Here is a 24,950-nt window from a genome sequence, read left to right on the forward strand (position 1 = left end):
CGTACGGATCGAGGGGCGGCGCCCTGCTCAGGCGCCGTCCTGCGACCGGGTGCTCGCCCGGACGATGAGCTGCGGCTCCACCACGATGTGCTCCACGCCGGACGCGGTGCCCTCGATGTGCTCCAACAGCAGCTGGATGCTCCGGCGGCCGATGGCCGTGAAGTCCTGGCGCACGGTCGTCAGCGGGGGAGGGAAGAACCCCGCCTCCGGGATGTCGTCGAAACCCGCGACCGCCACCTGCCGCGGGGTACGGATCCCCGCCTCCCGCAGCGCGCGCAGAACCCCCAGCGCCATCTGGTCGTTGGCGACGAAGGCCGCCGTCACCGGGGCCGCGCCCCGCCCCGCCAGGGCCAGCCCCGCCAGCTCCTGCCCCGCGTGGTAGCCGGACAGCGGGCTCCAGTCGCCCCGCAGCACGCGCGGCGGTCGGATCCCGTGCTCCTCCAGCACGGCGCGCCAGCCCTCGGTGCGCGCGGCGCTCTCCAGCCAGTCCTCGGGCCCCGCCACGTGCCAGACCGTCTCGTGGCCGGTGGCCAGGAGGTGTTCGGTGACGAGACGGGCGCCGAGCTCCTGGTCCAGGGAGACGCCGGGGATGTCGAGCCCGTGGCTGCCCTCCACCGTGACGACGGGGAAGGGCGGGGCCAGCCGGGCCAGCGCCTGCACGCTGGAGCGCTGGGGGGTGATGGCGACAGCGCCCTCGACACCCCAGGCCGCCAGATGGTCGAGCGCGTCCTCCAGCGCGTGGCCGCCGCCGCTGCGCAGGGTCACGGTCGAGACCAGGTACCCCTCGTCGCGCGCTGCTTCCTGCAGGCCGGCCAGGGTGCTCGCGGGGCCGTAGAGCGTCGGGTCGACCGCGATGACGCCGATCGTCCGCGAACGCCGGGTGACCAGCGCCCGGGCCGCGGAGTTGCGGCGGTATCCGAGCCGTTCGATCGCGGCCGTCACCTGCTCGCGGGTGGTGGCCCGGACGTTGGGGTGGCCGCTGAGCACCCGGGAAACGGTCTGGTGGGAGACGCCCGCCTCCCGGGCGACGTCGGCCATCGTCGGTGGGCGGAGGGCCTCCGTGGGGCGGATCATGCCTTGCTTCCTCCGGACGACGGCCGCGGCCCGGCCCGGTCGCGGGGCGCCCCGCGAGGGCGACGGGCCCACCTCGAATTCGAGAAACAGCTTAACGCCTCTTGCCCCCACCGTGTGTGAGCGCTAACAATCCAGTGGCCGGTGGGCGGTTCCCCTGTCGGCGGGTGCCCGTAGCCCGCGACGACGGGGCCCGCCGGCTTCTCGACCCTGCCCGGAGCCGCCCCGACGGCCTGCCCCCAGAGCCGCCCCAACGACGGGAATGCCAGGTAACGACCATGACGAACCGACGAGCCGCCCTTCCGCTCCTCGCCACCGCGACCGCGTGCGCCCTGCTGCTGACCGCCTGCGGCCAGAACAGCGAGGGCGGAAGCCGCGAGAAGTCCGGCGACGACGCCCGGACCATCGGCATCGCGATGCCGACCAAGTCGTCCGAACGCTGGATAGCCGACGGCAGGAACATGACGGCCAGCCTGAAGAAGGCGGGCTTCCGGACCACCCTCCAGTACGGCGAGGACGACCCCGACCAGCAGGTCTCCCAGATCGAGAACATGATCACCCAGGGGGTGGACGCCCTGGTCATCGCCGCGATCAACGGCGAGGCCCTCTCCAACGTCCTCCAGCAGGCCGCCGACGCCGACATCCCCGTCATCTCCTACGACCGGCTGATCCTCGGCTCCGACCACGTCGACTACTACGCCTCCTTCGACAACGAGAAGGTCGGGGAGCTCCAGGCCGGCTACATCGTCGACAAGCTCGAACTGAAGGACCGGCCGGACGAGGGCCCCTTCAACATCGAGCTGTTCGCGGGGTCGAACGACGACAACAACACCAAGTACTTCTTCAACGGCGCCATGAAGGTGCTGAAGCCCTACATCGACGACAAGCGCCTCGTCGTCCGCTCCGGCCAGACCCGCCTCAACCAGGTCACCACCCTGCGCTGGGACGGCGGCACCGCCCAGAAGCGGATGGACGACCTGCTCACCTCCACGTACTCCAGCGCCCGGGTCGACGCCGTCCTCTCCCCGTACGACGGCATCTCCATCGGCATCCTCTCGGCTCTCAAGTCCGACGACTACGGCAGCTCCGCCAAGCCCCTGCCGGTCGTCACCGGCCAGGACGCGGAGGCCGCCTCCGTGAAGTCGATCATCGCGGGCGAGCAGACCCAGACCGTCTACAAGGACACCCGAGCCCTCGCCCAGGTGGCCTCCGACATGGTCGGAGCGGTCCTGGACGGCGAGAAGCCGGAGACCAACGACACCACGACGTACGACAACGGGAAGAAGGTCGTCCCCGCGCACCTGCTGCCGCCGGTCAGCGTGGACAAGTCCAACTACCGGTCCGTGCTCGTCGACTCGGGCTACCTGAAGGCCGAGGACCTGCGGTGACACCCAAGGCCCCGACCACCGGCCCGGGCCCGGAGCGGGACGCGGCCGGCGGCCTCGTGCTCGACATGCGGTCCATCAGCAAGACGTTCCCCGGCGTGAAGGCGCTGAGCGAGGTGAACCTGCGCGTGCGCCGAGGCGAGGTCCACGCGCTGTGCGGCGAGAACGGCGCGGGCAAGTCCACGCTGATGAAGGTCCTCTCCGGCGTCCACCCGCACGGCAGTTACGAGGGAGAGATCCGCTACGAGGGGGAGGAGTGCCGGTTCCGCGACATCCGCGCCAGCGAACGGTCCGGCATCGTGATCATCCATCAGGAGCTGGCCCTCGTCCCCCAGCTCTCGATCGCCGAGAACATCTTCCTCGGCCACGAGCCCGCCCGCCGCGGCGTCATCGCCTGGCCGGCGACCCTGCGCCGGGCCGCCGAACTCCTGCGCCGCGTGGGTCTCGACGAGCATCCGCAGACCCGGGTCGCCGACATCGGGGTGAGCAAACAGCAACTGGTCGAGATCGCCAAGGCGCTGGCCAAGGACGTCGGACTGCTGATCCTCGACGAGCCGACCGCCGCGCTGAACGACGAGGACAGCGCCCAACTGCTCCGGCTCATCGGCGAACTGAAGAACCAGGGCATCACCTCCATCATCATCTCGCACAAGCTGGGCGAGATCGCCCAGGTCGCCGACTCCGTCACCGTCCTCCGCGACGGCCGCACGGTGGAGACCCTCGACCTGAAGGACCCGGGGACCACGGAGGAGCGCATCATCCGCTCCATGGTGGGCCGGAGCCTCGACAGCCGCTTCCCCGACCGCACCCCCTGCGCCGCGCCGCCCGCCCCCGCCCCGGCCCTGGAGATCCGCGACTGGACCGTGGGCCACCCCGTCGACCATCAGCGCAAGGTCGTCGACGGGGTGTCGCTGCGGGTGGAGCGCGGCGAGATCGTCGGCATCGCCGGGCTGATGGGCGCCGGCCGCACCGAACTCGCCATGAGCGTATTCGGCCGCTCCTACGGGCGGTACCTCTCCGGGACGGTGCTCAGGGACGGGGCCGAGGCCCGGACCCGTACCGTGCCGGAGGCCGTGGACGCGGGCATCGCCTATGTGACGGAGGACCGCAAGCACTACGGACTCGACCTCCAGGACTCCGTCAGCCGGAACATCTCCCTCGCCTCGCTGTCCCGGCTGGCCCGGCGCGGGGTGGTCGACGCCCACCAGGAGCGCGTCGTCGCCGAGGAGTTCCGCCGCACCATGAACATCCGGGCCCGCACGGTCTTCGAGCAGGTGGGCCGGCTCTCCGGCGGCAACCAGCAGAAGGTCGTCCTCAGCAAGTGGATCCTCGCCGGGCCCGAGGTCCTCATCCTGGACGAACCGACCCGGGGCGTCGACGTCGGCGCCAAGTACGAGATCTACACGGTGATCGACCGGCTCGCCGCCGAGGGCAAGGCCGTCCTGATGATCTCGTCCGAGCTGCCCGAACTCCTCGGCATGTGCGACCGCGTCTACACGATGGCGGCCGGCCGGATCACCGGCGAGAGCTCCCGCGCCGAGGCCGACCAGGAGCTGCTGATGCGGTACATGACGCACGACCCCGCCGTCCCCGCGCCCCGGCACCCCACACCCCACGAAGGACTCACCGATGAGCCTGACCTCAGCCCCACCCCTCCGGCCGCCGCGGACCCGGGATCACGCGGGGCCGCCCCGGCAGTGGCGCGCCTGCTGGTGGAGAACGTCCGGCGCAACACCCGGCAGTACGGGATGCTGTTCGCGCTGGGACTCATCGTGCTGCTCTTCCAGGTCTGGACGGGCGGCGACCTGCTCCTGCCGCGCAACGTCTCCAACCTCGTCCTGCAGAACAGCTACATCCTGATCCTCGCCATCGGCATGATGATCGTCATCATCTCCGGCCACATCGACCTCTCCGTGGGCTCGCTGACGGCCCTGGTGGGCGCGGTCGCGGCGGTGCTGATGGTGGAGCACCGGCTCGCCTGGCCCGTCGCCGTGGTGGTGACCCTCCTCATCGGCGCGGCGGCGGGGGCGGTCCAGGGCTTCTTCATCGCGTACGTCGGCATCCCCTCGTTCATCGTCACGCTGGCCGGCATGCTGCTGTTTCGGGGGCTGACGGAGATCTTCCTCCAGGGACAGACCCTGGGCCCCTTCCCCGAGGGGCTGCAGAAGGTGGCGAACGGCTTCCTGCCGGAGGTCGGCCCCGTCACCAACTACCACAACCTGACCCTGCTGCTCGGGCTCGGAGTGATCGCCCTGGTGGTCGGCCAGGAGATCCGCAACCGCGCCCGGCAGACGGAGTTCGACCTGGCGCCCCTGCCGAAGAACCTGTTCGTCCTGAAGCTCGTCGCCCTGGTCGCCGCCATCACGGTGGCCACGCTCCTGCTCGCCAGCTACAAGGGCGCGCCGGTCGTCCTGATCGTCCTCGCGGTCCTGCTGGTCTGCTTCGGGTACGTGATGCGCAACGTGGTCGTCGGACGGCACGTGTACGCCATCGGCGGCAACCTGCCCGCGGCCAAGCTGTCGGGCGTCAAGGACCGCAAGGTGACCTTCGCGGTCTTCCTGAACATGGGGATGCTGGCGGCCCTGGCCGGGCTGGTGTTCGCGGCGCGGTTCAACGCGGCCTCGCCGAAGGCGGGCATCAACTTCGAGCTGGAGGCCATCGCCGCGGCCTTCATCGGAGGGGCCTCGATGAGCGGCGGTGTGGGCACCGTGCTGGGCGCCGTCATCGGCGGGCTGGTCCTCGGGGTCCTCAACAACGGGATGAACCTGGTGGGCATCGGCACCGACTGGCAGCAGGTGATCAAGGGCCTGGCGCTGCTGGCCGCGGTCGGCTTCGACGTCTGGAACAAGCGCCGGGCGGGCTCCTGACCAGGGCCGGGCAGGGCCGACCGGGGCAGTCGACTGCTTGATCGTGTCCGCGCGGGGTAGCGAATCGGTATGACCACTGACAGAACATCGCCCGCGACCGGCGGGTACGTACAGCCGGAGATCGACGTCCGGGTGCTGACCGAGGTGCTCGACGGCGAGTACGCCGAGGTCCGTGACCTGGTCCGGGCCAATCTGGTGACGCACGCCTCGGTGCTGGTCGAGGCCGACGAGCTCGGCATCGACGCGTTCCGCGAGCGGGTGCGCGACCTCGTGGTCGAGATGGCGGCGACGGGCCAGACCGGCATGGGCTTCCCGAAGCGGTACGGCGGTGGCGGCGACGTCGGGGCCTCGATCGCCGCGTTCGAGACGCTCGCCTTCGGCGATCTGTCGGTGCTGGTCAAGGTCGGTGTGCAGTTCGGGCTCTTCGGCGGCGCGATCCTGCATCTGGGCACCGAGCGCCACCACGACACCTATCTCCCCGCCCTGGTCACCGGGGAGCTGATGGGCTGCTTCGCGATGACGGAGACCGGGCACGGCTCCAACGTCCAGGCGCTCGGCACCGTCGCGCGCTACGACGCCGGCGCCCAGCAGTTCGTCATCACCACCGAGGGCGACCAGGCGCGCAAGGACTACATCGGCAACGCGGCCCGCCACGGCGAACTGGCGGTCGTCTTCGCACAGTTGGAGGTGGGTGGCGAGTCCCGTGGGGTGCACGCGTTCGTCGTGCCGATCCGGGCCGGCGGCGAGGCGGCACCCGGGGTCCACATCGAGGACGACGGCCGCAAGATGGGCCTCAACGGCGTCGACAACGGGCGCATCCGGTTCGACGGTGTGCGGGTGGACCGCGAGGCGCTGCTCAACCGCTTCGCCGACGTCACCCCCGAAGGCGTCTACGAGAGCACGATCGACAACCCCCACCGCCGCTTCTTCACCATGCTCGGCACCCTGGTGCAGGGCCGGGTCAGCGTCGGCGGCGCCGGGGTCAACGCCGCCAAGGTCGCCCTCACGATCGCCACGAAGTACGCCTTGCGGCGACGGCAGTTCGCGGCCGGCCCCGAGGGGGAGGAGCAGTTGCTCCTCGACTACGGGCTGCACCAGCGGCGTCTGCTGCCGCTCATCGCCCGTACGTACGCACTGCACTTCGCCCAGGACGTCGTCCGCACCCAGCTGCACGACGTCTTCTCCGATCTGGAGGACGACGCGCAGGCACGACGCCTGCTGGAGGCCAGGGCCGCCGGAACCAAGGCGCTCGCCACCTGGCACGCCACCCAGGCGATCCAGGAGTGCCGCGAGGCGTGCGGCGGCGCGGGCTATCTCGCCGTCAACCGGTTCGCCGCGCTCAAGGCCGACAGCGACATCTTCACCACCTTCGAGGGCGACAACCACGTCCTGCTCCAGCTCGTCGCCAAGGGCCTGCTCACCGACTACGCGAGCGAGTTCGAGGACCTGGACCAACTGGGCATGGTCCGCTACGTCACCAACCTCGCCGTCGAGACGGTCATCGAGAAGACATCGGCCCACAAGCTGCTCGAACGGGTCCGCGATCTGCTGCCGGGCGGCGACGAGTGGGACCAGGAAGCCGGTCTGCTCGACTCGGAGTACCAGCTCGCCATGGTCCGCTACCGGGAGGAGCACATGCTCGCCGGGGTGGCCCGCAGGCTCAAGAGCGGCATCGACCGCAAGCGCGATCCGGGGGCGGTCTTCTCCGAGGTGCAGGACCATGTCATCGCCGTCGCCCGCGCCCATATGGAGCGGCTGGTGCTGGAGGCGTTCGTCGAGAAGACGCGTACGCTGCCCGACGGCGGCAACAAGGTCGCCCTCGGCCTGCTGTGCGACCTGTACGCCCTGTCGACGATCGAGGCGGACCGCGCCTGGTTCATGGAGCACGGCCGGCTGACCGTCCAGCGCTCCAAGGCGATCACCCGCGAGGTGAACGACCTCTGCCGCAAGATCCGGCCCCTGGCCGGCGAACTCGTCGACGCCTGGGGGATTCCGGACGCCATGCTGCGCGCCCCGGACCTGGTGGGCGGGGCCTGAACCCCGGCGGTGGCCGCGACCCCGGGCCCGTCTGGTCCGGGGTCGGCCGGTAGTCCGTCAGCCGGTGAACAACTGGGTGGCCTTGCGGATCAGTTCGTACAGCCCGTAGGCGAGCGGGGCGCCCACCCACACCCAGGTGAAGGCGATCAGCGGCCGCCGGTCCTTCCCCGCGGAGACGTCAGGCGGACTCTGACTGCTGCTGTCGGACATCGGGCGCTCCCTTCTGCGCGGTGACGGCGGCGAGGTGGTGGGACGGGTGGACCGGGCGGACCAGTTCGTTGGCCACGAAGCCGACGACGAGCAGGGCCATCATGATGAGCAGGGACGTCCCGTACAGATCCGCGCCGTCCTTCCCGGCCTCCTCCTGCCGGTCGGCGATCCAGTTCACGATGAGCGGCCCGAGGACCCCGGCCGTGGACCAGGCGGTGAGCAGACGGCCGTGGATCGCGCCCACCTGGTACGTACCGAACAGGTCCTTCAGATAGGCGGGGATCGTCGCGAAGCCACCGCCGTAGAAGGAGAGGATGACCAGCGCGCACAGCACGAACAGCGGCTTGGACGAGTCCCCCACCAGGGCGATGAGCGCGTACATGAGTGTGCCCGCACCGAGATAGACACGGTAGATGTTCTTGCGCCCGATCAGGTCGGAGGTCGAGGACCAGCCGATCCGGCCGGCCATGTTGGCCGCGGACAGCAGGGCGACGAACCCGGCGGCCGCCGTCACCGACACGGGCGTCGAGGTGTCCGCGAAGAAGTCCGTGATCATCGGCGCGGCCTTCTCCAGGATGCCGATGCCGGCCGTCACGTTCATGCAGAGCACGACCCACAGCAGCCAGAACTGCGGAGTACGCAGCGCCTGACGCGCCGACACCTGCGGCCCGACGGCTGTGGCGGGGCCGCCGTCGGCCCGCTGCTCCTCCGTACGCGGGCGCGGCACCCGTACCAGCAGGACACCGAGCAGCATGAAGACGGAGTAGGACAGTCCGTGCACCAGGAAGGCCAGGGCGATGCCCTTGCTGTCGCTGCCGAAGGACTCCAGCATCTGCGCCGACCAGGGCGAGGCGATCAGCGCACCGCCGCCGAACCCCATGATGGCGATGCCCGTGGCCATGCCCGGGCGGTCGGGGAACCACTTGATGAGCGTCGACACGGGAGAGATGTAGCCGATGCCGAGACCGATGCCCCCGACGAAGCCGTACCCCAGGACGATCAGCCAGAACTGCTGGGTCGCCGCGCCGAGCGCGGAGATCAGGAAGCCGGAGGAGAAGCAGACGAGGGCGACGGTCATGGCCCATCGGGGCCCGCGCCGCTCGACGAGTGTGCCGCCGAAAGCGGCGGAGAGGCCGAGCATGACGATGCCGAGCTGGAAGGGCAGGGCGCTCTGCGTGCCGCTGAGGCCGAGCGCGTCCTCCAGCGGTGGCTTGAACACGGACCAGGCGTAGGCCTGGCCGATGGAGAGGTGGATCGAGAGGGCGGCGGGCGGTGCCAGCCAGCGACTCCAGCCCACGGGGGCGATGGGGGGACTCATGGGTCCCTCACCGTAGTGACGGGTGATCCTGTTGAGAAGACTGTTGGTTAAACTTTCACCTTGTTCGATTCGCGTGATGGCGGCGCGTGCCGGTGAAGCCTGGCGAGGGTGGCTACTTACCGGGCGCGGGCGCGGACGTCGTCGCCGTGAGCACCAGCTCCACGCAGTGCGCCTCCAGTCGCTCGCGCGGTACGTCGAGCGTGCCGTGCAGCCACCCCGCGAAGAGGTTCGCCAGGCCGCCGACGAGGGCGTGCGCGGCCAGACGGCGGTCGATGCCGTCCCCCGTACCGGCGAGCTGGCCGCCGACGAGGTCGGTGAACGCCGGCATGAGCAGGTGGCTGCGGGCCCCGAGCACCGGGTCGGCGAAGGGCTCCAGGAGTAGCAGGCGGCCCTTGTGCGGCGCGTCCAGGACCAGGGCGACGAAGGCGGAGACGGCGGCGCGGGCCCGGACCTCGCGCTGCGGGCCGCCGGTCGCCACCGCTCCCTCCAGCGCGCTCCGCGCCTCGTCGGCGACCCGCTCGAAGGCGGCGAGGAGCAGGTCGTCGCGGCCGGTGAAGCTCTCGTAGAAATAGCGGTCCGTCAGGCGCGCCTCACGGCAGACGGACCGGACCGTGACGGCCGCGCACCCCTCCTCGCCGGCCAGGCGCTCGGCGACGTCCAGCAGGGTCTGCCGGCGAGTGGCGCGACGATCGGCGAGCTTGGTGCCGCCCCAGCTCCGTTCCGTCAACTCCGGTTCCCCCGTGTTCTGTTCGCGTAGTCGAGTGCTGTCCGCGCAATTGACGACAGGTGTCCGCACATTTTAACCTGAGGACAGGTGTCATCAGATTGCTCTCCACGACCTCGCAACGGAGAACCCCAGCGGAGGTACACGTGACAGCGTCACCGCACGGACCGCACGGATCCCACCCGACCGGCCCGGGAACCCCCGAACCGCTCGGACCCGACTCCCTCACCTGGCGCTGGTTCGGCGACTGGAGGGGCCTCCTCCTCGCCCCCTGGGCCGGATCGATGCAGAACATGCACCCCGAGCTGGGCGCGGGCGTCGCCGAGCACTCGCGCTTCTTCGAGGAGCGCTGGGAGCGCCTGTTCCGCTCGCTCTACCCGATCGGGGGCGTGGTCTACGACGGCCCGCTCGCCGCCCGTACGGCCCGCGAGGTGCGCGGCTACCACGCCGCGATCAGCGGGACCGACGCGCACGGCCGCCCCTACCACGCGCTCAACCCGGGCACGTTCTACTGGGCGCACGCCACGTTCTTCATGCTGACCGTGCACGTCGCCGAGCGTTTCGGTGGCGGCCTCACCGAGGCGCAGCGGCACACGCTCTTCGACGAGCACGTCCGCTGGTACGCGCTGTACGGCCTCTCGATGAAACCGGTCCCCGGCAGCTGGGAGGAGTTCCAGCGGTACTGGGACCACATGTGCGCCGACGTCCTGGAGGACAACCGGCCGACCCGGGACGTCCTGAACATGCGCCGTATCGCCCGGCCGCCCCTCCTGCGGTGGCTGCCGTCGCCGCTGTGGGCCCTCGCCCGCGTCCCGCTCGTCCGGCTGACCCTGTGGATCACGGTCGGCCTGTATCCGCAGGCTGTCCGGGACCGCCTGGGGCTGCGCTGGACGCCCCACGACGAACGTCTGCTGTGTCTGCTGGGCCGGTCGGTGCACCACGCCTGGCGGTATGTCCCCGAGCGGCATCGCTACCACCCGCGCGCCCGGGCGGGCTGGGACCGCGAGCGCGGCAGGTCCGCGCCGTTCCCGGTGGAGACACCGGCCCGGAACCTGCCGCCAGGGGAACGGCGCGGGCTCCCGCAGCACTACGTGCCGAGGACCGGCCCCCGCGACTGACAGCACCGCGTGCCGAGCGCCGGCCCCCCGCGACTCACAGCACCGCGTCCCGCTCCCGTCGGTCACCCGCTTTGCTCCGCCCTACCGCCCTGCGGCTAGTTTGTGTGCAGCACAGATGAGCAGGCCCGTGGTGGTGGAGACGGACGCACGGGGGACGGGAGGTCGGGGAGAGTGTCGCTGCGCGGAGGTGATCCAGCCGAGATCGGCGGTTATCCGCTGGAGGAACGGCTCGGTTCGGGTGGCATGGGCACGGTCTTCCTGGCCCGGACGAGCTCCGGCCGGCCCGTCGCGATCAAGCTGATCCACCAGCAGTTCGCGGGTGACGACGAATTCCGTATCCGGTTCCGGCAGGAGGTGGCCGCCGCACGGCGGGTGAGCGGAGCGTTCACCGCCGCCGTGGTCGACGCCGCCCCCGAGGCCGACCAGCCCTGGATGGCGACGACCTACATCGAGGGGCCCACGCTCGCCCAGCGCATCACCGACGAGGGCCCCCTGAACGGGGCGGAGCTGCGGAGGCTCGCCATCGGCCTCGCGGAGGCGCTGCGCGACATCCACCGGGTGGGAGTCGTCCACCGCGATCTGAAGCCCTCGAACGTCGTCCTCTCGGCCGAGGGCCCCCGCGTCATCGACTTCGGCATCTCGCGCGCCGTGGACCAGCAGACGCTGACGATGACCGGGCGGGTCATCGGCACGCCGCCCTTCATGTCGCCCGAGCAGTTGCAGGCGCCGCGCGGCGTGGGGCCGCGCTCCGACGTCTTCTCGCTGGGGACGCTCCTGGTGTACGCGGCGACGGGCCACGGGCCCTTCGACGCGGACAGCCCCTACATCACGGCCTACCAAGTGGTGCACGAGGAGCCGTCGTTGGGCGCCGTGCCGGACGCCCTGCGGGCGGTCGTCGAGCCGTGCCTGGACAAGGATCCCGAGCGGCGTCCCTCGGTGGACGAACTCCTCGTGCTGCTGCGCGATCTGCCATCCGACCTGGGCGGCACCGCCACCGGCGGGCCGGGCGCGGGCCGGACCCGCGACATGCTCACCCAGCACCACCTCATGACACCGGACACCCCGCCGCCGACCACGCCCCCACCGGCTGCCCCTGCCCGCTCCGACTCGGGGAGCACCGGCACCGCGATCGGCGGCCGTCTGCGGCGCCGGTGGCGGCCCGTCCTCGCCGCGGCGGTCGCGGTGGCGGCGATCGGCGGGGGAGTCGCCGCGCTGACGACGAACGGCGCCGACGGGAACGGCGGCGGCACCGACGGCCGGGGCACGGACGCGGGCCGGAGCGCCGCCGCACCGGGCGGCACCCTCCCGGACGGCTTCGGGGCGTGGCGGACGACCGTGCCCGGCGGCCGCGAGGACATCCCCGACGAACTGCGCTGCGTCGCACGCGACGACGCGCTGTTCTGCGGGGGCGGCGGCGTCATCGCGACCCGGGTGAACCCCGCGGACGGATCGCGGGTGTGGACCGCGAAGAGCCCCGGCATCCCGGTCCAGGGCATGCACCTGGTGGGCGCCACCGACGACACCGTGATCGGCTACCGCATCGCCGACCAGGACGCCCCGCAGGGCCCTCCCCAGGAGGTCGTGGCCCTCGACGCGGACAGCGGCGAGGAACTGTGGTCCACGCCGTCCGGCGCCCAGTCGACGGCCGTCACCGGCCGGACCCGGGATGCCGTGGTGACCGGCTCCACCGTGGTGACCGTCGACGCCTCCAACTCCCGCTTCGAGGCCCGGGACGCCCACAGCGGCAAGCTCGCCTGGACGGCGCCGTTCCCCGCCGGCACCCAGTGCGCGCCCGTACCGGAGGGCCCGAGGCTCCTCGCGATGTGCGCGACCGACGCGGAGGTCGACGCCCTCGAACAGCGCAACCCCACCCTGCGGACGCTCGCCCTCGACTCCGGGGAGCTGGGCAGGCCCATCGGGGTCGAAGGACCCGCCGTGCCGGTCGGCGACGCCGACGGCTCCCTCGTACTCCTCTCCCCGTCCTACGAGGGCACCGCGCGCGCCGGGTACGACGGGGTGGCCCGCGTCGACCCCGCCTCGGGGAAGGTGACGTACTCCCGGTTCGACAAGGTGTACGACGGCACGCCCGGCATGGCGGACGGCACCGTGCACCTGAGCGGGCAGACCGGTCTCGTCACGGCGTTCGACCCCGCCACCGGCCGGAAGAAGTGGGAGCGGCAGACCGGTGTGGAAGGCGCGTCGGGGCCCGCCGCTGGTGACGGCGCGGTGTACTTCAGCTCGGCCAGCGGCCGGGTCGTCGCGCTGTCGCCGAACGACGGAAGGACATTGTGGTCGACGGACCCGCAGGCCGACGGGCTGACGGGGGAGCAGAACGCGAGCCCCCGCGTGACCGTCGCGGGCCGCGCACTGTTCGTGGCCGCCGACGACAACACCCTCTTCGCCTTCGACGCACGGAAGCCGCCGAGGTCGGGCTGACCCCGGCGGCTCCCCCCGCCCGCCCCACCCCCGTGGGAGCGGCTGTCAGTCCCGGCGCAGGACCGTGGCCTCCGCGCCCCAGCCGAGTGCGACGGTCCGCTCGACCCGCCAGCCCGACCGCTCCGCGAGAGCGGCGATGGCGGCGGAGTCGCGCAGCGGGCTGCCGGTCGCGGTGAACGCGTGCAGCGCTGCCTCGGCCGCGTGCGGGCTCAGCCCGTCCGGGCGCGAGGCCTCCACCAGGACCGCCGTGCCCGTCCATCCGGCCAGCCGCATGAGGAGCCGTACGGCCTCCTCGTCGGTGCGGTACGCCAGCGCCTTCGCGGCGACCGCGACGTCCGCGGGGCCGCCCGTCCAGTCGATCCGGTCCGGCGCCGGAACGTGTCCGCGCAGCACCTCGGCCGGTACGCCCTCCTCCGCGATCCGCAGCCGCGGCCGCCGTCCGGCGTCGTCGAGGGCGGCGGCCATCGAGGCGCTCCCCGGACCGGTCAGGAGGCAGGTCCCGACGCCCTCCCAGAGGGGATCGGCCGTCAGCCCGGTCAGCAGGAACACCAACTGCTCGCACTCCTCGACCAGTTCGCCGTAACGCTCCGCGTCATGGGCCACCGTGTCGTGCAGGGTGGCGCCCGAGGCGACCCGCCACGGTGACGTACCGCCCCGGAGCGCCGGAGCCAGGTGTGCGAGGGCGAGCAGCACGTCGGCCTCGTGGCCGGTGTACTCCTCGCGCTCGTGGTCGTCGAGAAGCTCCTCGCCCGCCGCGCCGAGACGCAGCTCGCTCCCGTCGGCGCCGACGACCACGTCGTACGCGGCGAGCAGCGGCAGCAGGACGGCGATCCCCGGACCGGGCACGCCCAGCCGGTGCGCGAGGGCGTCGGCGGAGATCCCCGGGGTGTCGGCCACCGCGTCCACCACGCCTAGCTGCAACGCGGCCCGGGCGGCCAGCCACGGCAGCGGCGACGGGATCCCGGCAGGGGCCGCCGGAGCAGCACTCGCCTCGGCCGAGGCCTCCGCCACCGGTGCGGCGGGCTCCTCGCGGTGCCAGTAACCCGTGATGTTCACCCGGTCCTTGGGGAGCTTCCGCTCCCGCTGGAGATACCGGCGTACCGGCAGCAGCGCCCGGCTCTCCGCCGCCGCCCAGACGTACCCCTCGCCCGGCGGCACCGGCAGCGCGCGGACGGCCGACTCCAGCGCCGCCGCGTCACCCGGCTCCGCGAGGACCCAGGTGACCGTGTCGCCGTCGCGCACGGCCAGGTCCTGGCGTGCCGCGTCGTCCGAGACCGTCACCAGGACGTGCGCCGGGACGTCGAGGGGGCGTTCGTCGAGGAAGCGGCCGATCGCGGGCAGCGCCGTCTCGTCGCCGACGAGCTGGATCCAGTCCAGCCGTTCGGGCAGCCGGAGCGACGACTTGGGGCCGACGAACCACAACTCGTCGCCCTCCCGGGCCGCGGCGGACCAGGACTCGGCGGGCCCGTCGCCGTGCACCACGAAGTCGAGGTGGAGCTCTCCCGCGTCGAGGTCCACCCGCCGGGGCGTGTAGTCGCGGGTCAGCCGGTGTTCGGCCGGGGTCCACTCGATACCGTGCGGCAACTGGGCGGGGAGCGCCGCCCGGACGTCCCCGTCGGCCGCCAGGATCAGCTTGACGTGGTCGTCGAACCCGGGTGCGGCGAAGCCCGGATGGCCGATCCCGTCGCGGGTGAACGCCGCGAGGTCCTCGCCGCCGAGGACGACGCGCCGCATCCGCGGGGTCACCTCCTCGACGCGGCGCACGGTGACCCGGCGCAGGACGAGGGGGTGCGTCGTGTACGCGCGCTGGGCGGCCATCAGGAGAACTGCTTCTCGATGATGTCGAGCAGGGCCATCGACTCGTCGTAGTCACCGCGCAGCACCCAGTGCGGCAGGTCGTAGGCGCGGTTCGCCTTGAAGGCGGGCAGCGCCTTGTAGACGGGGTTCTTCTTCAGCGTGGCGACGTCGGTCGTGTCGGCGTTGAAGCCCATCACGAACACGGACGGCTGGGTGATCGTCTGGCCGACCTTCTCGGTCGACAGCTCGAACATGTCACCGCCCTGCCCGTACACCTTGAAACCTCCGTCGGCGAAGACCGGGGCCGGCTCGATGCCGACCTTCTTCAGCTCGGTGGGCAGGCCCACGCTCTCCACCAGACCGTAGGCGGTGCCGTCACCGGTGATGGCGAGGAAGGAGACCGGACCGGCCGGCGGCTCGATGGCCTGCTTCACCTCGTCGATCCGCTTGTCGTAGGCGGCCACGTGCTCCTTGTAGACACCGGGCTTGCCGAACACGTCGTCGGCGAGGAAGGAGAACTGGGCCCGCCAGTCGCCGAGCTTCTTGCCGACGAGGACGGTGGGGGCGATGTCGGAGAGGTCGTCGTACACCTTCTCCGCCTGGAACAGCGGGAAGCCGATGCCGCCGCCGACGATGAGGTCGGGGTCGAGGGCGAGGATCGCCTCCAGGTCGAAGCCGTCGACGCTCCACGGCAGGAACGTCGTGCCGTCCTCCTCCGCCTCCTTCGCCCAGTTGGGGGAGAACTCGCCCTTGCCCTCCGCGTCCTCGGGAATCGTGGCCGTGACCGGCACGTCGAGGTCGTACAGGTATCCGGCCAGAGCGTGGTTCAGCACGACCACCCGCTTCGGCTCGGTCGGCACCTTCACCTTGCCGTAGTCGGTCGTGACGGTTCGGGTCTTCGCGGCGGACGTCTTGTCCCCGTCGCCCGACGGGTCGGAGGCCGAGCAGCCGGTGAGGGCCAGCGCGGCGACGGCCGCGACGGCGAGAAGACGGGCAGGAGCAAACATGGGACCTCATGAGACTGGGCAGGCTCGACCGTTCGAGCTGTTGGTAAGGTGAGGCTAACCTCGCTGGTTCCGCTGCGTCGATCCGAGTACGACATGGTCGGTGACGGACACGACGCATCGCACAACGGGAGGCACGCTTGCCGACGACATCCCTCGGCACGGTGGTCGCCGAGAACGCCATCCGCTTTCTGGGGCACGACACGCACCAGCACGACGAGCCCCATCTCGTCTACGTGGTGACGGGCCATGCCCGTCTGACCGCCGACGGCGAGGAGTGGCGGCTCGGGCGCCACGAGGCGCTCTGGCTGGCCCCGCGCGTGCCGCACGCCCTGCGGATCGAGCCGGGCGGCATGGCGCTCGGACCCCTCCTCGACCCCGCTGACCAGCCACGATGCCGGGTTCAGGTGCTCGGGGCGGTGCCCGCGCTCACCGAGGTCATGACGACCGCGCTCGGGGCCGCGCCGTCCACACCGGAGCAGGTCGAGCCGTTCCGGCAGGCGCTGGGGCGGGTGCTGAGAGGCATCTCCCGGCAGTACTTCCCGGTCGTCCTGCCCGTCCATCCCGCTGTCCGCGCCCTCGCCCGCGAGGCCCTGCGCACCCCCTCGGCGACGTTGGAGAGCCTCGCCGAACGGCACCGGATGAGCGCCCGTCAGGTGCAGCGCGTCTTCCTCGACGAGACGGGACTGCCCTTCACACGGTGGCGGAACCGGGCCAGGATGAACGCCGCCGTCGAACACCTCCGCGGCGGGGGCGAGCTGACGGCGGCGGCCAGGGCGGCCGGTTACGCCACCCGGGCCGGACTCCTGCGGGGGCTGAGCCGCGAGTCCGGAGTACCGGTGAGCGAGCTCACCTCGGACGCGGTGGGGGCCCTCGACGGCTGAACCGGGGGAGCGGGGCTGCTGCGGCCCCAGCAGGACATGTACGTCGATCACGCACGGCACTCCGGCCTGTCCGGGTGGCGGGTTGCTCAGGGAGAACAGATGGCACAGGCGCTCGCGACGAAGGACGCGCCACCACCGGCCGCACCGTCGAGGCCGTCGCGCCGCAGGACGCGCCGGCTCGTCGGCCTGGGCGTCGCCGTCGGCGCCCTGCTCGTGGCGGTGCTGCTCAGCGTCGCGATCGGCTCGGCACTGCTCCCGCTCGACGTGGTGTGGCAGGCGCTGACCGCTCCCGACGGCTCCGCCTCGCACGCCACGGTCAGCGGTGCCCGCGTGGACCGCACCCTGCTCGGCATCGTCGTCGGCATGTCCCTGGGCGTGGCGGGAGCGCTGATGCAGGCCCTCACCCGCAATCCGCTCGCCGACCCGGGCGTCCTCGGCGTCAACGCCGGGGCGGGCTTCGCCGTCACTCTGGGCGTGGCCGTCCTCGGCGTCACCCGCATCGAGCAGTACCTGCCCCTCGCCCTCGTCGGCGCCGTCGCCGGATCGGCGTTCGTCTACCTCGCCGCGAGCGGCGGACGGGGCGGGCCGACCCCGGTGCGCCTCACGCTCGTCGGGGTCGCCTTCACGGCGGTCCTGGTCGGCATCTCCCAGACCCTCGCCCTGATCGACACGGAGACCTTCGACCGGATGCGGTTCTGGGGGGCGGGCACCATCACCGACCGCCCGACGGGCATCGCCGGTGACATCCTCCCCTTCGTCCTGGCCGGTCTGCTGGTCGCCGCCCTCTGCGCCCGCCCGCTCAACGCGATCGCCCTCGGCGACGACGCGGGGCGGGCCGTCGGGCTGCGGGTCGGCGCGGTGCGGGCCGGTGTGGTGGTCGCCGTGGCCCTGCTGTGCGGTGCGGCGACGGCCGCGGCGGGCCCGCTGATGTTCGTCGGCCTCATGGTGCCGCACGCCGTGCGGTGGCTCACCGGCCCCGACTGGCGGTGGATCCTCGCCTTCTCCGCCGTCCTCGCCCCGGTGATCGTGCTGATCGCCGACGTCCTGGGCCGGCTGATCGTGATCCCCTCCGAACTGCAGGTCGGTGTCATGATGCCGTTCATCGGCGCTCCCGTCCTGATCCTCCTGGTGCGCGGAAGCCGGGTGAAGGAGCTGTGAGCGGGGCGTTCGTCATCAGAGCGGGTTCCCTGAGCCTGCGTGCGTCACGCCGTTCGGCGGTGGTCTGCGGACTGCTGGCGGCCGCGCTGATCGCCCTGGCGCTGTGGGCGTTCACCCTGGGCAGCTACACGCTGAGCCCCGGCGACCTGATGTCGGTCATGACCGGCACCGCCCGCGACAGCGTCCGCACCGTCGTCCTGGAGTGGCGGGCCCCGCGCATCGTCGCCGCCGTGGTGTTCGGGGCCGCCCTGGCGGTGGGCGGCGCGGTCTTCCAGTCCCTGACCCGCAACCCGCTCGGCAGCCCCGACGTCATCGGCTTCACCACCGGCTCCTACACCGGTGTCGTCCTCATGCTGCTGGCGGGCGCGAGCAGCTACTCGGCCCTCGCGGCGGGCGCGCTCGCCGGTGGGCTCATCACCGCGTTCGCCGTGTATCTGCTGGCGTTCCGGCGCGGTGTGCGGGGCTTCCGGCTCATCATCGTGGGGATCGCGGTCGGGGCGCTGCTGTCCTCGGTCAACACCTGGTTCTCGGTGAAGGCCGATGTGGACACCGCGCTGCGCGCCGCCGTCTGGGGCGCCGGTTCGCTGAGTGCCATCGGCTGGCCCGCCGTGCTGATGTCATCGGCCCTGGTGGCGGCGGTCGCACTGGTGGCCCCGGCGGCCCAACGCCGGATGCGCTGGCTCGAACTGGGCGACGACACGGCGGCGATGCTGGGCGTATCCGTCGAGCGTACGAAGCTGCTGCTGGTGGTCCTCGGCGTGGCCGCGACCGCCGCGGTGACCGCGGCGGCGGGCCCCATCGTCTTCGTGGCCCTGGCCGCGCCGCAGATCGCCCGCCGGCTCACCGGGCGCGGCTCCACCGTCGACCTCGCCGGTTCGGCGCTCGTCGGCGCGCTCCTGCTGCTCGGCGCGGACATCGCGGCGCAGCACGCGATCCCCGGCGTGGTGCTGCCGACCGGCGCGGTTACGGTCTGCGTCGGCGGGGCGTATCTGCTGGTGCTGCTGGTACGGGAGTCGCGCCGGGGATTCTAGGTCTGCCCGCCGGCTGCCCGGTCGCCCCGCCCGGGGCCCGCTCAGTCGCCGAGGATCCGCTCCCACAGCAGCCCGTCCCGCCAGCCCCCGTCGAGGAAGATCGCGGCGTGCGCGACGCCGTACGGGGTGAACCCGTTGCGGCGCAGCACGCGTTGGGAGGGCAGGTTCTCCAGGTTGGTGGACGCCTCGGCGCGGTGCAGGCCGAGTTCCTCCCGCATCACCCGGAGCGCGAGCCCGACGGCGTTCCCGGCGTGGCCCCGGTTCTGGGCGACGGAGGCGATCCAGTAGCCGACGGAGCCGCGGCGCAGATGAGGCTGCGGCAGGATGCCCCCGACGGTGATCTGCCCGATCACCTCGTCGCCGGCGAGCACCGCACCCGGCCAGACCGTACCGGCCCGGTATCCCGCCAACAGGCCCTCGATCCGCTCCGCCTGGCCCTCCGGAGTGAAGAAGTCGTCCGGCTGGGCCGGTTCCCACGGCCGGAACGCCTCGGCGTCCCGCACCCGGTGGGCGGCGATCGGGGCGGCGTCGGCGGGCTCTATGAGACGGATACGGGTGCTGCTGGGCATGGGCCGGTCCTCGTCAGAATGGCGGAAGGGACCGGCCCAACCTATGCGGGCGCGTCAGGACCTGTGCGAGCGCGTCAGGGCCCGTGCGGGCGCGTCAGGACCCGTGCGGGCGAGTCAGGGCACCTTCACCCAGTCGAGCGTGCGCTCCACCGCCCGCTTCCAGCCCGCGTAGCCCTCCGCGCGCTGCTCCTCGGACCACTGGGGCGACCAGCGCTTCGACTCGTGCCACTGGGCGCGCAGCTCGTCGGTGTTCTGCCAGAAGCCGGTCGCGAGCCCCGCCGCGTAGGCGGCGCCGAGAGCGGTCGTCTCGGCGACCACGGGACGGCTGACCTCGACGCCGAGGACGTCCGACTGGATCTGCATGCAGAGGTCGTTGGCGGTGACGCCGCCGTCGACCTTGAGCACGTCGAGATGGACCCCGGAGTCCTGCTCCATCGCCTCGACCACGTCGCGGCTCTGGTAGCAGATGGCCTCCAGCGTGGCCCGCGCCAGGTGGGCGTTGTCGTTGTACCGGGCCAGGCCGACGATCGCGCCCCGCGCGTCGGAACGCCAGTACGGCGCGAACAGGCCGGAGAACGCGGGCACGAAGTACATCCCGCCGTTGTCCTGGACGCTGCGGGCCAGTTCCTCGCTCTCCGGCGCCGACTTGATGATCTTCATCTGGTCGCGCAGCCACTGCACCGCGGATCCGGTGACGGCGATGGACCCCTCCAGGGCGTAGACCGCCGGTTCGTCGCCGAACTGGTACGCCACCGTCGTGAGCAGACCGTTCTCCGAACGGACCAGCTCGGCACCGGTGTTGAGCACCAGGAAGTTACCGGTCCCGTAGGTGTTCTTGGCCTCACCGGGGGAGAAGCAGACCTGGCCGACGGTGGCCGCCTGCTGGTCGCCGAGTACGCCGCCGATGGGGATGGCGGCGCTCAGCGGCCGGGAGGTGCGCGTGGAGCCGTAGGCCTCCGGGTGCGAGGAGGGGTTGATCTTCGGAAGCATCGACCGGGGGATGCCGAAGAAGCCCAGAAGCTCCTCGTCCCAGTCGAGGGTCTCCAGGTTCATCAGCATCGTGCGGCTCGCGTTGGTCACGTCGGTGGCGTGGATACCGCCGTTCGGGCCGCCGGTCAGATTCCACAGGACCCAGGCGTCCGTGTTGCCGAAGATCGCGTGACCGGCCTCGGCAGCCTCCCGTACGCCGTCGACGTTCTCCAGGATCCACTGGATCTTGCCGCCGGAGAAGTACGTCGCCGGCGGCAGCCCGGCCTTGCGGCGGATGACCTCGCCCTTCCCCGTACGCTCCAGGTTCGCGGCGATGGCGTCGGTACGGGTGTCCTGCCACACGATGGCGTTGTAGTACGGCCGCCCGTTGCGCGGGTCCCAGACCACCGTGGTCTCCCGCTGATTGGTGATCCCGATCGACACCAGGTCGGTCGGTGACAGTCCGCCGTGCCGCAGGGCGTTCTGGATCACCGAGTTGGTGCGCTCCCAGATCTCCACGGGATCGTGTTCCACCCAGCCGGAGCGGGGCAGGATCTGCTCGTGCTCCAGCTGGTGCTTGGCGACCTCGTTGCCGCCGTGATCGAAGATCATGAATCGGGTGCTGGTGGTCCCCTGGTCCACCGCGCCGATGAAGTCCGCCATGATGTGCTGCCTCTCCGGACGCTGTGGTTCAGTCCTGGGACGCCGGGACACGGCCCGGCGGTTCGGGTTCGGCGGAGGGCAGGAAGCGTCCGACGAGGAACTTGTAGAGCCCCGCGCCCAACAGACCGCCGAGCAGCGGGCCGATGATGGGCACCCAGAAGTAGAGATTCCCGTACTGGTCCCGCCACGCCCCGCCGTAACCGGTGAGGAAGCTCGCCAGCCGGGGGCCGAAGTCACGGGCCGGGTTGATCGCGTACCCGGCGTTCGTTCCCCAGGCCATACCGATCGCGACCACGACCAGGCCGATGATGAACGGGCCCATGTTCGAACCGGGCGGGGTGTTCAGCATGTCGGTGATGGCCAGGATCAGCAGCAGCAGGATGGCGGTGCCGATGATCTGGTCGCGGAACGCGCCCCATTCGTACACCGGCAGCGCCGGGTTGCCGTTGGCGGGCAGGGTGGAGAACACCCCCTGCGTCTTGATGGTGTGCCCGGGGTCGGCCTTCGCCAGCGCCTCGCTGTAGTTCCAGCGGACGATCAGCGCGGCCACGAACGCCCCGGCCGTCTGCGCCACCGCGTAGGGGGCCACCTTCTTCCACGGGAACCCCTTGAACGCGGCCAGCGCCAGGGTCACCGCGGGGTTGAGATGGGCCCCGCTCAGCCGCGCCGCGACATAGACGCCGAGCGTGACGCCCAGCCCCCACGCCCAGGCGATGCTGTCGTGGTCCCCGAGTCCGCCGGCCGGATCCGTCAGGGCTCCGCCCGCCACCACTTGGGCCACGACACCGCAGCCGAAGAGGATGAGGATCATCGTGCCCGCGAACTCGGCCGACAACTCGCCGACCAGTCCGGACTTCTTGCGTAGCTCAGCCATGGAAGCTCGCCCTCCGCCGACCGTGCCGGCTGTCGACTATCCGAGCAGTGTCAGCAGGCTAAGGCGAATCGCCAAAAGGGGCATTTCGGGGTGATGTCGGCGTGAGGGTCAAGCCTTCGCCGGCGAAGGTGGCTCGGCCGATCGGGTGAGGCGGGGGTGGTGCCGCCGGATGATGTGATGGGGCTCCATCAGGGGAGTACGCGTGCACGACCCGACCGGGAACAGCGACGATCTGCCCTTCGACTTCGGGCTCACCGGCCTGGGCGGCTCGTTCCGCGGTGACGGGTGCTCTTCGCGGCCGACCAGGGGTACCACATCGCCCAGTGGTACGGGCCGGCCGATACCGACGACCCTCTCGACACGGAGGACAGACCCGGCTCAACGGCGCCCTACTGAACAACGGCAAGGTGTGGATTACCCGCACCCCGAACGAGAAGGGTGAACTTCACGCCGGCTCAACGAATCCGGGCAGGACTCCCTCGCGGAAGCCCGGATTCGGCAGCAAGGGTGATTTGGTCCGGTCGACGCGGGCCGCCAGGGTCGCACGGGGCTGCATGCCGGAGTGAGAACAACGAATACCTAGCGCACCAAAGGATCTGCGTGAACTTCTCTGTCACCCCGAAGGAATTGGTACAGGCCTACGGCTTGGGCAACATTGTCTATTTCCCGCAAAGCGATACTGCCGGGTTCGATGCGCGTTCCGCGAGCTTCCTGAGCTTCGTGGGTCTTCCGCACTCCGAGGTTTTCACCCCCAGGGAGGACGTCGAGGACCCTTACCCGGCCGGCCTTGATGCGATCTCGCTCGGCAGCCGCTTCGACCACTACGGCATGCCGTGCCCGGCGGAGAGCCGGTCCTGGTGGATGCTCGGCTACCTCTTCACCTCACTCATCGCCCTCGACCCGGCCTCGGGAGAGGTCTACGCGTTCCCCGAGGGATCCTCCGGCTACGTTCTGCTCCACCGCGACGTCGAGTCTCTGGTGTACGCGCTCGTCGAGTTCCGGAAGCTTGAGGTCGACCACGACAACGACGTGGACCCGGAAGAGCTCTCTGCCCGCTTCAAGGAGACTGTCGGCGCCTTCGACTCCACTCCCTTCGCACATGAATCGCAGTGGAACCTCTCGCTGGAAGAGCTGGAGCACGGCATCTGGTAACACCGAAGCCCGGTAGAAGGCTGTGCGGAAACACGCTGAGCACAAGCCCCATCTCAAAATGATCACTTGATGAGTCGCAACCTCTTCCGTACCACGACCGGCGTCGTGCTCCGCACCGGGCTGCTCGCGACGGTGGCCCCCGGCACGTCACCGCGGCGAACGGCGTCGGACGGCCTCCTCCGGGTGCAACGGCACCCGCCATTCGAGGTAGCAGGCACGTTTCGTCACTGCCCGTAAGAGTGAAGCGAGGATGCGCTCCGAACTCGTCGGGAAGGAACAGCCACGGCAACGTTCCCCCCCAGCAGAAGGATCTCTCGATGCGTCTTCGTTCCGCCCTGGCCGCCGCGTTCGGCGCCGGCGTTCTCCTCATCACCACCCCCGTCTCGGCATCGGCCGCGACCGGGCAGTTCCGCTACGACTACGTGACCGTCGAGGGATACGAGGCCTCGGGCTTCCTCAACAGCCCGCCCAGCGGCCAGTGCGTCAACCTCCCGGGTGTCGGGGAGGACAACCCTCAGCCCGGCCACTCGCCGAAGAACCGCACGGACGCCTGGGCGACGGTCTTCACCGGAACGGATTGTGAAGGCGATTCCTTCCCCCTGCGACCTCACACAGGTGGTGCCTCGGAGCGGCTCAAGGTGCGGTCCGTCGTCTTCTTCAACTGACGTACCAATACACCCCCAGCTGCAAGTCTGGCGGCAGGGCCCGCACCGGCCGGGCTCTCGGGCGTCGGGCTCATGCCGCGTCCGTACGCCGCTCCCCGGCGGTCGGCCAAGCAGAAGGCGTCCGGGTCGTCACCGCCGGGCTGGCAGTCCTCAGCGTCGCCGGACCTCTCTCCGCCGCGCTCTTCGTCGGACTGCAACGCCTGCGCTCCCGGCACCGCGGACAACCGACAAGTCCGCGTCCACCGGCGATCCCCGGAGACGCCGGTGGACGCGGACTACGCCTGCGGCAAGGTTTGCGGTGCCCTGGACATCCCGTGGCGTTCGGACCCCATTTTGACGCCGCCGTCCGTGCAGGACCCCGTCCCCGATGACTGCCAGTCACCTGTCCAGATGCTAGTCCGGACACCGCGAGAGTACCGACCACGCCGGCCGGTCCCGGCCGGCGGCACCTCGCCGGTGTGCGGCGCGGGTCGGACCGGGCACAGCGATCCCCTCAGCCGAACACAGTCGGCTCCGCGGTCCAGCTGGGCGGAACCTCGGCAGTGTATGCGGCAGCACGTCCTCCGCGACGAGCCCGGAGTCCGCTCGGCGGTCTCGGCTCAACCGGTGGAACGATGGTGCAGGCGGGTCACCCGAGGCCGTGGTATGCCAGGTTCGCGGCCAGAGCGGCCGCGGGCAGACAGAAGAACACGGACCAGGGGCCCAGCGCATGGTCGCCGACTCGCAGATGAGCCCAGAGGGCGCCGATGAAGTACAGCACGAGGCCGGCAGCGGCGAGCGCCCCCAGTACCGGAACGACAAGCCCGGCCAGCAGCCCCAGTGCGCCGGCCCCCAGCAATGTCCCGAGCGGCCGCATCCAGGAGTGGGGCACGCCCATCTTGTCCGCCTGGCTCTTCGGGTAGTCATGTCCGATGAGGTTCGCGACGGCGGCCGCGCCGTTGACGGCAGAGGTGAGGAGGGTGACGACGAGGTAGGCGGCGAACACGTGATCTCCTTCATTCCGTGTGAGAAACGACAG

General features: G+C 71.2%; 19 protein-coding genes and 3 pseudogenes. 12 read left to right on the forward strand and 10 right to left on the reverse strand.

Annotated elements, in window-relative coordinates:
• Positions 1-27: 27 nt before the first annotated feature.
• Entirely contained in the window at positions 28-1,074 is a 1,047-nt protein-coding gene (locus IE140_RS30815) for a LacI family DNA-binding transcriptional regulator (RefSeq protein ID WP_150196807.1), read from the reverse strand.
• A gap of 275 nt (positions 1,075-1,349) precedes the next feature.
• Here IE140_RS30815 and chvE point away from each other — a divergent pair, with 275 nt between their 5' ends.
• The 5 genes and pseudogenes from chvE to IE140_RS30835 all read left to right on the forward strand — a co-directional run.
• A complete protein-coding gene (gene chvE, locus IE140_RS30820; RefSeq protein WP_032779930.1) occupies positions 1,350-2,459 on the forward strand; it encodes a multiple monosaccharide ABC transporter substrate-binding protein in 1,110 nt (369 codons plus the stop codon).
• Positions 2,456-4,078, forward strand: a pseudogene (gene mmsA, locus IE140_RS30825) (multiple monosaccharide ABC transporter ATP-binding protein); the annotation flags it as partial. The gene chvE and the pseudogene mmsA, both read left to right, overlap by 4 nt.
• Positions 4,079-4,153: 75 nt before the next feature.
• A complete protein-coding gene (mmsB, locus tag IE140_RS30830) occupies positions 4,154-5,323 on the forward strand; it encodes a multiple monosaccharide ABC transporter permease (RefSeq protein ID WP_150196247.1) in 1,170 nt (389 codons plus the stop codon).
• A 69-nt stretch (positions 5,324-5,392) separates the two neighbouring features.
• Positions 5,393-5,761 (forward strand): annotated as a pseudogene (locus IE140_RS36705) (acyl-CoA dehydrogenase family protein); the annotation flags it as partial.
• 129 nt (positions 5,762-5,890) lie between these two features.
• Positions 5,891-7,360: pseudogene (locus tag IE140_RS30835) on the forward strand (acyl-CoA dehydrogenase family protein); the annotation flags it as partial.
• A gap of 57 nt (positions 7,361-7,417) precedes the next feature.
• On the opposite strand, the gene IE140_RS30840 reads toward IE140_RS30835, so the two are convergent.
• The 3 genes from IE140_RS30840 to IE140_RS30850 form a co-directional block, all read right to left on the reverse strand.
• The gene (locus IE140_RS30840; RefSeq protein WP_006122745.1) at positions 7,418-7,570 is read right to left on the reverse strand and encodes an MFS transporter small subunit; all 153 of its coding nucleotides are present in this window, start codon (positions 7,568-7,570) and stop codon (positions 7,418-7,420) included.
• The gene (locus tag IE140_RS30845) at positions 7,539-8,888 is read right to left on the reverse strand and encodes an OFA family MFS transporter (RefSeq protein ID WP_150196249.1); all 1,350 of its coding nucleotides are present in this window, start codon (positions 8,886-8,888) and stop codon (positions 7,539-7,541) included. The genes IE140_RS30840 and IE140_RS30845 overlap by 32 nt, the downstream gene beginning before the upstream one ends.
• A gap of 112 nt (positions 8,889-9,000) precedes the next feature.
• On the reverse strand, positions 9,001-9,615 hold the full coding sequence (locus IE140_RS30850; RefSeq protein WP_093438802.1) for a TetR/AcrR family transcriptional regulator: 615 nt from the start codon (positions 9,613-9,615) through the stop codon (positions 9,001-9,003).
• 143 nt (positions 9,616-9,758) lie between these two features.
• Between IE140_RS30850 and IE140_RS30855 the strand changes: the two genes are divergently transcribed.
• Positions 9,759-10,730, forward strand: a complete 972-nt coding sequence (locus IE140_RS30855) for an oxygenase MpaB family protein (RefSeq protein WP_109174539.1) — start codon at positions 9,759-9,761, stop codon at positions 10,728-10,730.
• Positions 10,731-10,901: 171 nt separating this feature from the next.
• Positions 10,902-13,166, forward strand: a complete 2,265-nt coding sequence (locus tag IE140_RS30860; protein WP_150196250.1) for a protein kinase domain-containing protein — start codon at positions 10,902-10,904, stop codon at positions 13,164-13,166.
• A gap of 45 nt (positions 13,167-13,211) precedes the next feature.
• On the opposite strand, the gene IE140_RS30865 is transcribed toward IE140_RS30860, so the two are convergent.
• Positions 13,212-14,984 (reverse strand): siderophore-interacting protein, encoded by a 1,773-nt coding sequence (locus IE140_RS30865; protein ID WP_150196251.1) that lies wholly within the window; start codon positions 14,982-14,984, stop codon positions 13,212-13,214.
• On the reverse strand, positions 14,984-15,970 hold the full coding sequence (locus tag IE140_RS30870) for an ABC transporter substrate-binding protein (RefSeq protein WP_150196252.1): 987 nt from the start codon (positions 15,968-15,970) through the stop codon (positions 14,984-14,986). Before IE140_RS30870 ends, IE140_RS30865 begins: the two co-directional genes overlap by 1 nt.
• Positions 15,971-16,107: 137 nt before the next feature.
• Between IE140_RS30870 and IE140_RS30875 the strand changes: the two genes are divergently transcribed.
• The 3 genes from IE140_RS30875 (at position 16,108) to IE140_RS30885 (ending at position 19,040) form a co-directional block, all read left to right on the forward strand.
• Positions 16,108-16,851: a helix-turn-helix domain-containing protein gene (locus tag IE140_RS30875; RefSeq protein ID WP_150196253.1), complete on the forward strand. Its 744-nt coding sequence runs from the start codon at positions 16,108-16,110 to the stop codon at positions 16,849-16,851.
• 99 nt (positions 16,852-16,950) lie between these two features.
• Positions 16,951-18,009, forward strand: coding sequence for an iron chelate uptake ABC transporter family permease subunit (locus IE140_RS30880; protein ID WP_150196254.1), 1,059 nt, complete (start codon positions 16,951-16,953; stop codon positions 18,007-18,009).
• On the forward strand, positions 18,006-19,040 hold the full coding sequence (locus IE140_RS30885) for a FecCD family ABC transporter permease (RefSeq protein ID WP_032779950.1): 1,035 nt from the start codon (positions 18,006-18,008) through the stop codon (positions 19,038-19,040). Before IE140_RS30880 ends, IE140_RS30885 begins: the two co-directional genes overlap by 4 nt.
• 41 nt (positions 19,041-19,081) lie before the next feature.
• Here the strand turns inward: IE140_RS30885 and IE140_RS30890 are convergent, their stop codons facing one another.
• The 3 genes from IE140_RS30890 to IE140_RS30900 form a co-directional block, all read right to left on the reverse strand.
• Positions 19,082-19,609, reverse strand: coding sequence for a GNAT family N-acetyltransferase (locus IE140_RS30890; protein ID WP_032769020.1), 528 nt, complete (start codon positions 19,607-19,609; stop codon positions 19,082-19,084).
• Positions 19,610-19,723: 114 nt separating this feature from the next.
• Positions 19,724-21,241, reverse strand: a complete 1,518-nt coding sequence (gene glpK / locus IE140_RS30895; RefSeq protein WP_093438826.1) for a glycerol kinase GlpK — start codon at positions 21,239-21,241, stop codon at positions 19,724-19,726.
• A 28-nt stretch (positions 21,242-21,269) separates the two neighbouring features.
• A complete protein-coding gene (locus IE140_RS30900) occupies positions 21,270-22,115 on the reverse strand; it encodes an MIP/aquaporin family protein (RefSeq protein ID WP_093438829.1) in 846 nt (281 codons plus the stop codon).
• 600 nt (positions 22,116-22,715) lie between these two features.
• Here IE140_RS30900 and IE140_RS30905 point away from each other — a divergent pair.
• On the forward strand, positions 22,716-23,267 hold the full coding sequence (locus IE140_RS30905; RefSeq protein WP_229826959.1) for an SUKH-4 family immunity protein: 552 nt from the start codon (positions 22,716-22,718) through the stop codon (positions 23,265-23,267).
• A 317-nt stretch (positions 23,268-23,584) separates the two neighbouring features.
• Entirely contained in the window at positions 23,585-23,932 is a 348-nt protein-coding gene (locus tag IE140_RS30910; RefSeq protein ID WP_093438919.1) for a hypothetical protein, read from the forward strand.
• Between the two features lie 628 nt (positions 23,933-24,560).
• Here the strand turns inward: IE140_RS30910 and IE140_RS30915 are convergent.
• Entirely contained in the window at positions 24,561-24,917 is a 357-nt protein-coding gene (locus tag IE140_RS30915) for a DoxX family protein (RefSeq protein ID WP_100560993.1), read from the reverse strand.
• Between the last annotated feature and the right edge of the window lie 33 nt (positions 24,918-24,950).

The organism is Streptomyces parvus (assembly GCF_014648875.1).
GTDB classification, from domain to species: Bacteria; Actinomycetota; Actinomycetes; order Streptomycetales; family Streptomycetaceae; genus Streptomyces; species Streptomyces parvus.